Raw genomic sequence first — 13,286 nt, 5'->3', positions numbered from 1 at the left:
CCTCATCGGCGGCGCTGATGTCGCGGCCGAGCTGGACGCCAAGCGCGCGATCGAGCAGGGCACCCGGGTGGCTGCCGCCCTCTGACGCGATCGACCACGACGTTCTGCAGGAGATCCGGCCCCGGGACCTGCAGAACGTCGTGATCGGCAGACTCATCCCGACCGCTACCGTCGGCGGGGTGATCCGCGACTACACCGACGCCGAAGCCCGGGCGGCGCTGCCGCTGAAGTGGGGCCGCGCCCCCGAGGGCGTCATCCCCGCCTGGGTCGCGGAGATGGACTACGCCCCGGCACCCGCGATCTCGGCGGCGGTCAACGCCGCCGTGGGCAGGGGCATGCTCGGCTACCCGCCGTTCGACCACCCGATGGTCACCGGGCTCGAGGAGGCGTTCGCGAGCCAGCGTCGCCTGCTCGACGACGCCGCCCACGAGCTGCGCACCCCGCTCACCGTGCTGCAGGGGCACCTGGAGGTGCTCGACCCGACCGACCCCGACGACGTCCGCACCACGCGCACGCTGCTGCTCGACGAGATCGACCGGATGACCCGCCTCGTCCACGACCTCCTGCTGCTCGCGAAGGCGGAGCGTCCGGACTTCGTCCGCCTCGAGCGCACCGACGTGGAGGCGCTCACGCTCGGGGCCCTCGAGCGCGCACGGGGACTCGCCGACCGCAGCTGGGTGCTCGACGCTGTGGCCCGCACCCACGTCGACGTCGACCCCCAAAGGCTGACGCAGGCGCTGCTCCAGCTCGCCGACAACGCCGTCCGGCACACCCGGCCGGGAGCCGAGGTCGGCATCGGGTCGCGGGTGCACGACGGGCACGTCGAGCTGTGGGTGCGCGACACGGGCGCCGGGGTGCCGTCGGCGCTGCGTGGGACGATCTTCGAGCGCTTCACCCAGGGCGACGGTGAGCAGGCCGGCTTCGGTCTGGGCCTGTCGATCGTCGCCGCCATCATGGAGGCGCACGAGGGTCGGGTGGTGCTCGACCCGCCCGGGGCGACGTCAGGTGCGACGTTCCGGCTCGTCATCGCGACAGGAGGACTGTGGTGAACCGGATTCTCGTGGTCGAGGACGAGGAGCGGATCGCCTCGTTCGTCGCGAAGGGGCTGAAGGCCGAGGGGTTCACGCCGACGGTCGTCACCGACGGCGTGAGCGGTCTCGACTACGCGCTGACGGGTCCGTTCGACCTCATGGTGCTCGACATCGGTCTGCCCGGGCTCGACGGCTTCACGATCCTCGAGCGCGTGCAGGCGGAACGACCCGAGCTGCCCGTGATCGTGCTGACGGCCCGAGACTCGGTGACCGACACGGTCCAGGCGCTCGAGGGAGGTGCGGCCGACTACATGAGCAAGCCCTTCCGCTTCGCCGAGCTGCTGGCCCGCGTCCGCCTGCGGCTGCGCGCCCCCGCCACCCCTGCCCCCGACGACGAGCTGGTCGCCGGCGACGTCCGCCTCGACCTGCGCCGACGTCGCGCGTACGTCGGCGAGCGCGAGGTCGAGCTGTCGGCACGCGAGCTGTCGCTCGCCGAGGTGCTGATGTCGCACCGCGGGCAGGTGCTCTCGCGCGAGCAGCTGCTCTCCCACGTGTGGGGCTACGACTTCGACCCCGGCTCGAACGTCGTCGACGTGTACGTCGGCTACCTCCGCAGGAAGCTCGGCGCCGGACTCGTCACCACCGTCCGGGGGCTGGGGTACCGGGTCGACTGAGGGCCTCCGTGTCCTGCGGCTGCGGCGTCTGTGGTCTGCCGGACCCCGCTGCTGCGCTGCCTGCCCCGCCCAGCGGTGGGTAGGGCGCGGGATGCGCCTCGTGGGAGGTAGGTGACCCGCGCTACGTCCGGCCCGGGAGGTACCTCCTGGGGGTCAGGGACCCACCGACTCGAGCAGCCGGGGCAGCGCAGCCGCAGGCCGGAAGAGGGGGGCTCAGCGCTTGAGCGTGAACCCCGACAGCCGCGCGGACGGCAGGCCGGCGATCATCGGCTCCAGCTCGAGGGCGATCTGGCGCGGCGTGGGGCGCTGCGCCGGGTCGCGGTCGAGGCAGCGTGCGATGAGGTCGGCGGCACCGCGGTGGACGAAGCCGGGCAGCGGCTTCGGCTCGTCGTGCAGCTGCGCCCAGCGGGGCTCGCGGTCGAAGGCACGGAAGCCCGCGGCGGCCCGGAAGAGGGTGGCGCCGAGACCCCACACGTCGGCGGCGGGTCCGACGGTGCCGCGCTCCCCCGGCGCGCACTGCTCGGGGGCCATGTACTCGTCGCTGCCGACCGGGTGGTCGAGGGCCGCGGCGTCGTCGACGTCGAGCGCGACGGAGAGGTCGACGAGCTGGGCGGGCGCACCCATGATGACATTGCTGGGCTTCACGTCGAGGTGCACGACGCCCTGGCCGTGCAGGTAGTGCAGCACCGACGCGAGCTCGAGCGCGAGGGGCAGCAGCTGGTGCTCCGGCACCGCGCCGTGCCGCGAGATCAGCCGCGACAGGTTCGGGCCCTCGACGTGCTCGAGGACGAAGTAGGGACGGGCCGCCTCGTCGTCGTAGGAGAAGACGCGCGTGAGGCCGGGGTGCGCCAGACGTGCGAGCAGCGCGACCTCCCGCTCGAGTCCCGCGCGGGAGACGGGGTCGGCGACGTGCCCCGGCCGGAGCGCCTTCACGACGACCGGGGCGTGCAGCCGGTCGTCGAAGGCCAGCCACGCCTCGTAGACGGTGCCGCCGCCGAGATCCTTCACGGCCGTGAGGCCGGGGGCGATCTCGTCGCCCCCGGCCAGGCCCCACACGTCGTCGGGCATCAGCGGTCGGTGCCGGTCGTCGGCGCGGTGTTCTTGGTCGGCGCAGTGTTCTTCGTCGGCGCAGTGTTCTTCGTCGGCGCAGTGTTCTTCGTCGGGGCGGTGTTCTTCGTGGGCGCCGACTGGACCGTCTTGGCGGTGTTCGCGGTCGGGGCGGTGCCGCGGGTCTGCGCGGTGTTCGCCGTCTGCCGGGTGACGGTGGTGCTCAGGTCGTCGTCACGGTCGTCGTCATCGTCGTCGTCCGCGGTGACGACCCACGACGAGGTCGAGTCGTCGCGCTTGAGCAGGGGGTCGCGGTCGCCGTCGGCGTGGGCGCTGGAGAGCGCGAAGCCGGCGGTGCCGAGCGCGAGGGTGCCGGCGACGGCGGCGATGGCGGTACGGGCGGTGGTCTTCATGGGTCCTCCTGGGGTCGATGCGATGACCCCAGGCTCCTGGTGCGTGGTGAGCCCTCCGTGAGACGTCGATGAGAGGCCTCTCATCGGCGTCGAGCGCCTACAGCAGGGGGCGCAGCGGCGTCAGCAGCAGCTCGCAGGCGCGGGCGACGATCGGTCGGGACTGCCAGTGCTCGAGGGTCAGCTCGCGACAGTTCGCCAGGTCGGTCTCGAACACCGTCTCGAGGTGCTCGGCGAGGGCGGGGTCGACGACCTCGAGGTTGATCTCGTAGTTGCCGGTCAGGCTGAGCCGGTCGATGTTGGCGGTGCCGACGGTCGACCACTGGCCGTCGATCGTCGCGGTCTTCGCGTGCACCATCGCGTCCTGGTAGAGCTGGATCCGCACGCCGTGGCGCAGCAGCTCGCCGTAGAAGCCGCGGGACAGCCAGTCGGCGACGACGTGGTTGCTGACCTCGGGGACGATGATCGTCACCTCCACGCCGCGCGACCGGGCGTCCTTCAGGGCCTGCAGGATGTCGTGGTCGGGGATGAAGTAGGCGGCCGTGATGTGGATGTGGTGCCGGGCGCGGTCGATGGCCTCGAGGTACATGCCACGAATCGGGAACACGAGCTGGCGGGGCACGTTGCGGTGGGCCCGCACGCTCGGCTCCCAGCTGGCCTCCCCCAGCGGCTCGATGGGCACCGGGTGCAGGTCGTTCCAGAAGTCGATGAAGGCGTTGTCGAGGTCCCAGACGGCCGACCCCTCGACCCGCAGGTGCGTGTCGCGCCACTGCGTGGCGTACAGGGAGCCCACGTTGTACCCGCCCACGAAGCCGACCGTGTCGTCGACGACGAGGATCTTGCGGTGGTCGCGGCCCCAGCGTCGCGGGTTGAAGGGCTGCAGGCCCGTCTTCAGCACCGGGTAGCGCAGCACGTGGACGCTCGGCGGGAACGTCAGGAACGAGCGCGGGACGACGAGGTTGGCGAACCCGTCGTAGATCACCCGCACGTCGACCCCGCGGTCGGCGGCGGCGACGAGCTCGCGCTTGAACGCCTCGCCCATGTCGTCGCCCTTGAGGATGAAGGTCTCGAAGAGGATGCGGGTGGTGGCGCCGCGGATCGCCGCGAGCATGTCGTCGTACAGGTCCTCCCCGTAGGTGTACGTCGTGGCGCTGTTCTCGCTGCCGACGGGCACGGTCCGCGGCGGCACGGTCGGGAAGCTCGTCTCGCTCGCGCCGCGGAGGATCTTGCGGACCTTGGTCGTGACCATCAGACCCGCCACGATGCCGACGACGGAGAGGAACCAGGTCTGCAGGGGACGCCAGATCAGGCGCTCGGTCGAGAGTCGGGCCACGTCGTCACCCTAGGGCACGGCGACGCGGGTCCCGTCGACGTCAGACGAAGACGGCGACGGCGCGGGCGGAGCCGCCGCGCTGCTCGTAGAGCGCCAGGAAGCGGCCGTCGGGCGCGAACAGGGCCACGGGGCCGGGTGCGCCGAGGTCGACGTCGGCGAGCGCGCGCCCGAAGCGCACCTCGCCGGCGGCCGCCTCGTCGAGGTCGAGCGACGGGAACGCCGCGCGGGCGGCGTCGTCGAGCGCGACGTGCTGCCACGACCGCTCGAGCTCCTCGAGCGTGCTGGCGACGTCGAGGTCGAAGCCCCCGACGCGGGTGCGGCGCAGCATCGTCAGGTGGCCGCCGACGCCCAGGGCCGCCCCGAGGTCGCGGGCCAGGGCGCGCACGTAGGTCCCGCTGCTGCACACCACGCGGGCGTCGACGTCGACCACCGCCAGACCGTCGACCTGGAGGTGCCGGACGTCGGTGACCTCGAACGTCGACACGGTGACGGGCCGGGCGGGGAGCTGCACGGCCTCCCCCGCGCGGACGCGCGCGTACGAGCGCCTCCCGTCGACCTTGATCGCCGACACGGCCGTCGGCACCTGCTCGATGTCGCCGGTGAGGGGGAGCACCGCGGCACGGATGGCGTCGTCCGTGACGCCGGAGGCGTCGGCCCGCTCCACCAGGTCGCCCTCGGCGTCGTCCGTGACCGTGGTCCAGCCGAGCCGCATCGTCGCGAGGTACTCCTTGTCGGCCAGCTGCAGGTGGCCGAGCAGACGGGTGGCCCGCCCGACACCGAGCAGCAGCACCCCCGTCGCCATCGGGTCGAGGGTGCCGGCGTGGCCGACCTTGCGGGTGCCGGCCAGGCGACGGGTGCGGGCGACGACGTCGTGCGACGTCCACCCGGCGGGCTTGTCGACCACGACGAGCCCGACGCGGGTCTCGCTCATGCCCGCTCGTCGTCCTCGTCGTCGTCCTCGGCCGCGCGCGGCTGCTTGTACGGGTCGGGGTCGCCCGCGTAGGTCTTGCCCTCGGCGGCCGCGGCGACGCGCTCGTCGCTCTCGCGCGCCTTGGCGAGCAGGTCCTCGATCTGGCGGGCCGACTCCGGGACCGCGTCGAGGAAGAACTCCAGCGACGGGGTGTGCCGGGTGCCGAGCTGCTTGCCGACCTCGGTGCGCAGCAGGCCGGTGGCGCTGCGCAACGCGGCCGCCGTGTCGGCGGCGGCGCGCTCGTCGCCCATGACGGTGTAGAAGACCGACGCGTTCTGGTGGTCGCCCGTGAGCCGCACGTCGGTGATCGTCACGAAGCCCAGGCGCGGGTCCTTGACCCGACGCTCGAGCATCTGGGCGATGATCACCTTGATGCGGTCGGCGAGCTGCTGGGTGCGCTGTCCGGCCATGGTTCCTCCTGCTGGGTCGCCGCCGCGGACCCAGGATCGCTCCCGGGTCCGCGGCGGACTGCTGACTCAGCTACGCGGCTTCTCGCGCAGCTCGAACATCTCGACGACGTCGTCGATCTTGATGTCGCCGTACCCCTTGAGGACGAGACCGCACTCGAAGCCCTCGCGGACCTCGGACACGTCGTCCTTCTCGCGGCGCAGGCTCGCGAGCTCGAGGTTGTCGGCCACGACCGAGCCGTCGCGGAGCAGACGCGCCTTGGCGTTGCGCCGGAGCGTGCCGCTCGTGACCATGCAGCCGGCGATGTTGCCGATCTTCGACGAGCGGAAGATGTCGCGGATCTCCGCCGTGCCGAGCTGGTGCTCCTCGAACTCCGGCTTGAGCATGCCCTTGAGCGCCGCCTCGATCTCGTCGATCGCCTGGTAGATGACCGAGTAGTACTTGATCTCGACACCTTCGCGGTCGGCCAGCTCCGTCGCCTTGCCCTGCGGGCGGACGTTGAAGCCGATGATGACCGCGTTGGAGGCCGCCGCCAGGTTGACGTCGGTCTCGGTGATCGCACCCACGCCACGGTCGATGACCCGCAGGTTGACCTCCTCGCCCACGTCGATCTGGGCCAGCGAGTCCTCGAGCGCCTCGACCGAGCCGGAGCCGTCACCCTTGAGGATGAGCAGCAGCTCGTCGGTCTCGCCCTTCTCCATCGAGGACATGAAGTCCTCGAGGGTCCGGCGACCCGTGCGCTTGGCCAGCGCGGCGTTGCGCTCGCGAGCCTCGCGCTTCTCGGCGATCTGGCGCGCGATCCGGTCGTCGTCGACGACCATGAAGTTGTCGCCGGCGCCGGGCACGGCCGTCAGGCCGAGCACCAGGGCAGGACGCGACGGCGGCGCCTCGACGATGTTCTCGCCGAACTCGTCGAGCATGGCGCGCACGCGGCCGAAGGCCGAGCCCGCCACGAGCGTGTCGCCCACCCGCAGCGTGCCGCGCTGGACCAGCACCGTGGCGACCGGGCCGCGACCGCGGTCCAGGTGCGCCTCGATGGCGAGGCCCTCGGCGTTCTGCTCCGGGTTGGCACGCAGGTCCAGCGACGCGTCGGCCGTCAGAATGACCGCCTCGAGGAGGTCGTCCAGACCCGTGCCCGCCTTGGCGGAGACGTCGACGAACATCGAGTCGCCGCCGTACTCCTCGGGGACGAGGCCGTACTCGGTGAGCTGGCCGCGTGCCTTGGTCGGGTCGGCGTCGGGCTTGTCGACCTTGTTGACCGCGACGACGATCGGCACGCCGGCCGCCTTCGCGTGGTTGAGCGCCTCGACCGTCTGCGGCATGACGCCGTCGTCGGCCGCGACCACGAGGATCGCGATGTCGGTCGCCTGCGCACCACGGGCACGCATGGCGGTGAACGCCTCGTGACCCGGGGTGTCGATGAAGGTGATGGCCCGCTCGTTGCCGTCGACCTCGGTGGTCACCTGGTAGGCGCCGATGGTCTGCGTGATGCCGCCGGCCTCCTTGGCGACCACGTTGCTGTTGCGCAGCGCGTCGAGCAGCTTCGTCTTTCCGTGGTCGACGTGACCCATGACGGTCACGACCGGCGGACGCGCCGCAAGGTCGGAGTCGTCGCCGGTGTCCTCGCCGAACTCCAGCGAGAACGACTCGAGCAGCTCACGGTCCTCGTCCTCGGGCGAGACGACCTGGACGTCGTAGTTCAGCTCCTCGCCGAGCAGCTGCAGCGTCTCGTCGTTGACGGACTGCGTGGCGGTGACCATCTCGCCCAGGTGGAACAGCACCTGCACGAGCGACGCCGCGTCGACGCCGATCTTCTCGGCGAAGTCGGTCAGCGAGGCACCGCGCGCCAGACGGACGGTCTGGCCGTCGCCCTTGCGGACGCGGACGCCGCCGATGGCGGGCGCCTGCATCTGGTCGAACTCCTGCCGCTTCGCGGGAGCCGCGGTGCCGGCGCCGCCTGCGCCACCCTCACGGGCGGCCGGCGGACGCGGAGCGCGCTCCTGCTGCATCCCCTGGCGCGAGGAGTACGGGTTGTTGCCGGGGCGCGCGCCACCGGGGCGCGGACCCGGACGGGGGCCCGGAGCCGGCTTGGGCCCGGGCTGGGCGGCCGGCGCGGAGGCCGCGGCGGCCGGTGCCTCGGGCTCGGCCGGACGACGCGGGCCGGGACGCGGACCGGGGGTCGGCGTGGCCTTGGGCGCGGCGGGGCCGGGCTTCGGGGCCGCGGACGCAGGGGTCGGTGCGCTGGGCGCCTGCGGTGCGGCGGGGGCCTGCGGCGCAGCCGGGGCGGGTGCCTCGGCGGCCGGTGCCTTGGGGGCGGGCGCAGGGGCGGCCTTCTTGGCACCCTTCTTCGCACCCTTGGCGAGCAGCGCGTCGCCGTGCTCCTCCTTGAGGCGGCGGACGACCGGCGCCTCGACGGTGGACGACGCGGACTTCACGTACTCACCCATGTCCTTCAACGTGGACAGGATGTCCTTGCTCTGGACTCCGAGCTCTCGTGCGAGCTCGTGGACTCTGACAGCCACTGTTCTCCTTCGTGGGGGCCCGCACCCCGAAGGAGGTGAGGACCCTAGTTGACGTGCAGGCTCATCGGAACGTTCTCATCGAGAGCTCATGAGCGGTTGCTCCGTTTTCGGGTCGTGGGGCCGGTGGCCCCGTGGATGGGTTGGTGCGCCCTGGTCAGTCCCGCGGGCCGGCCATGTCGTCGAGCAGCGTCAGGTCGAGCGGTCCCTCCACGCGGAGGGCCCGGCCGAACGCCCGTCGACGTCGTGCCAGCTCCAGGCACCGAGGGTCGGGGTGCAGGTGCGCCCCTCGCCCCGGCATCGTCCGCCGCGGGTCGGGGGTCACGGTGGTACCCGCCTCCCCCGGCGTCGCGACGAGCCGGACCAGAGCGGTCACGTCGTCGCGCGACCGGCAGCCGATGCACGTGCGAGTGACCGTGGTCGAGTCTACCCCGTCCGTGGTCACGACCTGCGCTCGGGCCGCGCGCCGTCGCCGTCCTGCGGCACCTCGGTGTCGGAGCGGATGTCGATGCGCCAGCCGGTGAGCTTGGCGGCCAGGCGGGCGTTCTGCCCCTCCTTGCCGATGGCGAGCGAGAGCTGGAAGTCGGGCACGACCACGCGGGCCGCCCGGGTCTGCTCGTCGACCATCGTGACCTTCTTGACCCGTGAGGGCGAGAGCGCGTGCCCGATGAACTCCAGCGGGTCGTCGCTGTGGTCGACGATGTCGATCTTCTCGCCGTGCAGCTCGTGCATCACGTTGCGCACGCGCTGGCCCATCGGCCCGATGCAGGCGCCCTTGGCGTTGACGCCGGGCTTCGTGGCGCGCACGGCGATCTTGGTGCGGTGGCCGGCCTCCCGTGCGACGGCCATGATCTCGACCGAGCCGTCGGCGATCTCCGGGACCTCGAGGGCGAAGAGCAGGCGCACGAGGTTGGGGTGGGTGCGCGAGACCTTGACCCGCGGGCCACGCATGCCCTTCTCGACCTCGTACACGTAGGCCTTGATGCGCTCGCCGTGCGCGTACTTCTCCTCGGCGACCCGCTCGGCCGAGGGCAGCAGCGCCTCCACGCGACCCAGGTCGATCATGACGTCGCCGGGACGGCTGCCCTGCTGGATGACGCCGGAGACGATGTCGCCGACCTTGCCGGAGAACTCGCCGAACTTCTGCTCGTCCTCCGCCTGGCGCAGGCGCTGCATGATCAGCTGGCGAGCGACGGTGGCGGCGAAGCGGCCGAAGTCCTCCGGCGTGTCGTCGAACTCCTCCGAGAACCGCGGGGCCGGCGGCGCGGCGGGCGGCGGCCGCCGAAGAAGCGCGACGGGCCGAGGAAAAACAGGCCGCGCGGCGTCCGTGGATCCGCGCCGCCATCGCGAGCCTCGCGGGCGGCTTTATCGCGTCGAGCGCGCTCGCTGCCTATGCCTGGCATCAGCGCGGTGCGGCACTGGAGGCACGCGATCAGGCCGAGACCAGCTATGCCTTCATCGCCGAAGATGTGCTGTCCAGCCCCGATCCGGCGAAGTCGAGCACCGACGAAACGGTCATCGAGGCGATGAAGCGCGCGAGCGCTAATATTGACGCGCGTTATGCCCGCTCGCCGGGCACCGCCGCGCGGCTCCATCTCGCGGTCGCGCGCGCCTTTTATCAGCGCAGCGATTTCGATACCGCCCGCGCCGAATATGCGCACGCCGCCACGCTGTTCGGCAGGGCCGGGGAAGCCGACAGCGAGGATGCCGTCCTGGGCCGGCTCGGCAGCATCCATATGGACGCAACCTCGGGCCAGCCGGGGCGGTTGGAGGCGGCGGGCGCCGCCATCGCCAAAGAGCAAAAGGCGCTCGGCGACCGGGCGAAAAGCGGGCGTATCGGCTTCGCGCTGGCGCAGTCGGAGGGGGCTTATGCCTACACCGCCGACATCGAGCGGGCCGAACGTGCAATCCGCCGCGCGGTGGCGATCGGTTCGGCGCCGGGGTCGCGCGTTTCGCCGACGCAGTTGCTGAAGGCGCGGTCTTCGCTCGCGCTGGTGATGCTACGCGAGGGCAAGGTGAAAGAGGCGGAACCTGTGGCGCGAGCCATCGTCGCCGACTCGACCCGGATACGGGGGGCGGATAATCCGGATACGCTTGTGACGCGGCAGCATTGGGTGACGGCGCTGTCGATGCTCGGCGAACATGAACGTGCACTGCGCGAAAGCGGTCCGCTGCTCGCCGCGCTCGAACGGCGCTTCGGTCGCGATCATCGCTTCACGCTGGCGATGCATTCGACGCGGTTCGAAAGCCTTGCCGCCCTCGGACGCTATGACGAGGCCGCGGTTGAAGCGAAGCGCGTTTGGGAGGGGGCGGCCACGCAGGCCGGATCGCTGTCGCATCAGGCGCTTGTCGGCCAGAATGACTATGCGTCGGCGCTCTGCCAGACGAGCCGACGTCGCGATGCCTTGCCCATCCTGGCGGATGCGGCGGCAAAGGCCCGCCAGGCGTTCGGCGCCGATTACGGCCTGACCCATACGATTCAATTCTATCTGGGCGAGTGCGAGCTTGCGAACCACCGGTTCGCCGAAGCGAACCGCAGCTTTTCGCTTGTCGATGCGACCAAGGTTGCCGAATTGACCGGGCGGCCCGATTTCGCCGCGACACTGGCCGCGGCACGGGCCGAGACGATGCTGGGGCTGGGCGACCGTGCCAAGGCCGGTACGCTGCTCGATACGGCGCAGGCTGCAGCAAAGGCTTCGGAGGATGCCGAACTCAAACAGCGGTTGCAACGGCTGCGCGCGCAATTGCGCGGGTAAGGCCTGAGCGCAAGGCGGTTCTGGCTTGAGATAATCTTTAGAACGGCGTGAAGACTTTGCGGCATCGCGCTCGCTAGCTCTCTGACGAAACCCGGCGGACGGGCCGGGTCGATAGAGAGGGAGCGATCATGCGAGCGCAGTCAGACCATCGGTGCGTTATGATGGCGGAGGGACGCCCATGATCCGCCCGTTGATGACGGCATCATCGATGCTGCTGCCGCTGTTCGCGCTGGTCCAGTCGCAACCGGCGGCGCCGCCGAAGGTCTGGCCGCGCGAGGTGCAGGCGCTCTATGACAGCCTGAAACAGGAATGCCGGGCCGATGGCGGCAAATTCATTCCCGATCGCGCGCATTTCGCGGTCGAGACCGAGGTGACGGGCGACGGCAAGCCCGACTGGGTCGTGGATTACAGCAGCGCGCGATGCTCCAACGCGGGCTATTCGGCCTATTGCGGTACCGCCGGGTGCATGATCGCCATCTTCGGGTCCGACCGCAACGGCTATCGCGAAATCTTCAACGACAACGTCCGCGACTGGCAGGCGGTGAAGCTCGACGGAAAGGGGCGCACCGGGCTGGGCCTTTCGGTTCACGGGACGGTGTGCGGAAGCGTCGGGGCCGATATGTGCCTGGAAGTTCTGCGGTGGGACGGACGCAAATGGGCGGTGGTGGAACGGCGCCGCGGTACCGATGCGGACCTGCCGCCGCCAACCGGCGAAGACGCCGGGCCGCCACCAGCCTTTCACAGCGCGCGCTGGCAGGTCGCGGGAAGCGGTGCGGGCACCGTCGCCGCGGTAACGGGGCATCCCGAATTCAGCGCGGTGGGTCTTCGTTGCCAACCGGGCGGCGGCATAGCGATGACGGTCGTGCCTATGCAAGCTACGACGGTGGCGATGAATGGACCGAATTGACGGCGCTTTCGCTTGCCGGATCGACGGCGGCGATCCGGACGCTGGAGAAACAATGTCCGCGCGGCGCTGCGGCCAATGCGGAGGGACCGGCGGGTCCGGGCCAGTCGCGCATTCTGCCGCTTCCGGTCGGCTATTATGTCGATGCGCGCATGTCGACCTGCGAAAAGCCCTTCGCCGACATCGCAATCTATCTGGCCGAGGACCGGATCGTTCAGCGCGGTAGCAGTTGCAAGTTCACGAGCCTGAAGATGACGGGCGCAAACGCCTTTCGGCAGACCGAGAGCTGCCCCGACATCGATGGACGGCCGATGTCCGCCACGCAGGATTACAGGATCACCGGACCGCAATCGTTCGAGCTTGTCGGCTTCGGCGACGCATGGACCTTCTGCTCTGCCAACCGCTTACCGGCCAAGGCAAAATTTTACAGGGCAGCGAAGTAGGCGGGCTCGGCGGGACTGCAAAAGGGCAGGTAAGTGTGACCATTTGCCGGATATCCTTCGGGGCCGATCGCGCGACATAATTAGAGTCCGGGTGGACGGAACCGGAAAAGCATCGCCGTTTTCCAAACCGGCGAGACGCCTCCTGAGGTCGCTGCTTCATGTCAGCGGTCTGCCTGGTCGGGCAGCGCCGTCGATAATGCCGTTCTTCGCAGCAGATTTCTGTTCGAAGACAGGAGGGGCCAATCAAATATGCAAAACGGACAACAGCCGACATTCCCGCCCATCGCGGCATGGCGGGTCAATATCATCCGCCTCGTATTCTTGCTCATGGCGGGGTTCATGGGCAGCTTCGTCTGGTACCGGCTGATATTCGAGTCCGCGGACATTCCGGTCCAGCAGGGACTGGGAAAGAAGGCCTCGCCATCAAATTTGCTCAATTATTGAATTGTGATAATCCGTCTGAATCGCCATGTGAGTCGTGTCCATCTTGTTCTCGGTTTCAACAATTACAGCATGAAAAATTCACCATTATTTTTCCATTGCCAACGCCGAAGAAATCATCGAATGAGGATGAGCTAACGACAGTCAATAAACAAGATTTAGATTTGGTGACGGAGGCTATTGCTAAAAAAGCGAATAACCCTTTTTTTAAAATTCAAATTCCGAAAGCGAACCGGATTTTGATTCAATCTGTCAGAGAGCTTCGAAAATCATTGTATTTAAAATCTGAAAAAACAGGCCGAAAAACAGTCCTGATATTTGATGCACATTTATTATCAGCAGGGCAAGGG

13 protein-coding genes and 1 pseudogene are annotated in these 13,286 nt (G+C 69.6%); 6 read left to right on the top strand and 8 right to left on the bottom strand.

What is annotated here, in order from left to right:
- The first annotated feature begins 179 nt into the window (after positions 1-179).
- Both A6Q79_RS10925 and A6Q79_RS10920 read left to right on the top strand, forming a co-directional pair.
- A complete protein-coding gene (locus A6Q79_RS10925; RefSeq protein ID WP_317698226.1) occupies positions 180-1,049 on the top strand; it encodes an ATP-binding protein in 870 nt (289 codons plus the stop codon).
- Positions 1,046-1,705 (top strand): response regulator transcription factor, encoded by a 660-nt coding sequence (locus A6Q79_RS10920; RefSeq protein WP_253026172.1) that lies wholly within the window; start codon positions 1,046-1,048, stop codon positions 1,703-1,705. The genes A6Q79_RS10925 and A6Q79_RS10920 overlap by 4 nt, the downstream gene beginning before the upstream one ends.
- A gap of 213 nt (positions 1,706-1,918) precedes the next feature.
- On the opposite strand, the gene A6Q79_RS10915 is transcribed toward A6Q79_RS10920, so the two are convergent.
- From A6Q79_RS10915 to nusA, 8 genes and pseudogenes are all read right to left on the bottom strand, one after another.
- A complete protein-coding gene (locus A6Q79_RS10915) occupies positions 1,919-2,773 on the bottom strand; it encodes a serine/threonine-protein kinase (protein WP_286689171.1) in 855 nt (284 codons plus the stop codon).
- On the bottom strand, positions 2,773-3,165 hold the full coding sequence (locus tag A6Q79_RS10910; protein WP_289017835.1) for a hypothetical protein: 393 nt from the start codon (positions 3,163-3,165) through the stop codon (positions 2,773-2,775). Before A6Q79_RS10910 ends, A6Q79_RS10915 begins: the two co-directional genes overlap by 1 nt.
- Positions 3,166-3,262: 97 nt before the next feature.
- Complete coding sequence (locus tag A6Q79_RS10905; protein ID WP_286689173.1) at positions 3,263-4,495, bottom strand: phosphatidylserine/phosphatidylglycerophosphate/cardiolipin synthase family protein; 1,233 nt, start codon at positions 4,493-4,495, stop codon at positions 3,263-3,265.
- 40 nt (positions 4,496-4,535) lie between these two features.
- Positions 4,536-5,426: a tRNA pseudouridine(55) synthase TruB gene (gene truB / locus A6Q79_RS10900; protein WP_286689174.1), complete on the bottom strand. Its 891-nt coding sequence runs from the start codon at positions 5,424-5,426 to the stop codon at positions 4,536-4,538.
- Entirely contained in the window at positions 5,423-5,875 is a 453-nt protein-coding gene (rbfA, locus tag A6Q79_RS10895; protein ID WP_286689175.1) for a 30S ribosome-binding factor RbfA, read from the bottom strand. The genes truB and rbfA overlap by 4 nt, the downstream gene beginning before the upstream one ends.
- A gap of 66 nt (positions 5,876-5,941) precedes the next feature.
- Positions 5,942-8,395 carry a translation initiation factor IF-2 gene (gene infB, locus A6Q79_RS10890; RefSeq protein ID WP_317698200.1) on the bottom strand — a complete coding sequence of 818 codons (2,454 nt, stop codon included), beginning with the start codon at positions 8,393-8,395 and terminating at the stop codon, positions 5,942-5,944.
- Between the two features lie 154 nt (positions 8,396-8,549).
- Complete coding sequence (locus tag A6Q79_RS10885) at positions 8,550-8,837, bottom strand: YlxR family protein (protein WP_286689177.1); 288 nt, start codon at positions 8,835-8,837, stop codon at positions 8,550-8,552.
- Positions 8,834-9,628 (bottom strand): annotated as a pseudogene (gene nusA / locus A6Q79_RS10880) (transcription termination factor NusA); the annotation flags it as partial. The pseudogene nusA and the gene A6Q79_RS10885, both read right to left, overlap by 4 nt.
- A 233-nt stretch (positions 9,629-9,861) precedes the next feature.
- Here nusA and A6Q79_RS10875 point away from each other — a divergent pair.
- From A6Q79_RS10875 to A6Q79_RS10860, 4 genes are all read left to right on the top strand, one after another.
- The gene (locus A6Q79_RS10875; protein ID WP_317698198.1) at positions 9,862-11,148 is read left to right on the top strand and encodes a hypothetical protein; all 1,287 of its coding nucleotides are present in this window, start codon (positions 9,862-9,864) and stop codon (positions 11,146-11,148) included.
- 178 nt (positions 11,149-11,326) lie between these two features.
- A complete protein-coding gene (locus A6Q79_RS10870) occupies positions 11,327-12,055 on the top strand; it encodes a hypothetical protein (protein ID WP_317698196.1) in 729 nt (242 codons plus the stop codon).
- Positions 12,052-12,495 carry a hypothetical protein gene (locus A6Q79_RS10865; RefSeq protein ID WP_317698194.1) on the top strand — a complete coding sequence of 148 codons (444 nt, stop codon included), beginning with the start codon at positions 12,052-12,054 and terminating at the stop codon, positions 12,493-12,495. The genes A6Q79_RS10870 and A6Q79_RS10865 overlap by 4 nt, the downstream gene beginning before the upstream one ends.
- A 290-nt stretch (positions 12,496-12,785) precedes the next feature.
- Positions 12,786-13,286, top strand: a 501-nt coding sequence (locus tag A6Q79_RS10860) for a hypothetical protein (RefSeq protein ID WP_317698193.1), incomplete at its 3' end; no start/stop codon positions are given.

Origin of the sequence: Aeromicrobium sp. REDSEA-S32_B7, assembly GCF_001626145.1 — a bacterium.
Lineage (GTDB): Bacteria > Actinomycetota > Actinomycetes > Propionibacteriales > Nocardioidaceae > Aeromicrobium > Aeromicrobium erythreum.
This window is presented reverse-complemented; position numbering and strand designations above follow the sequence as displayed.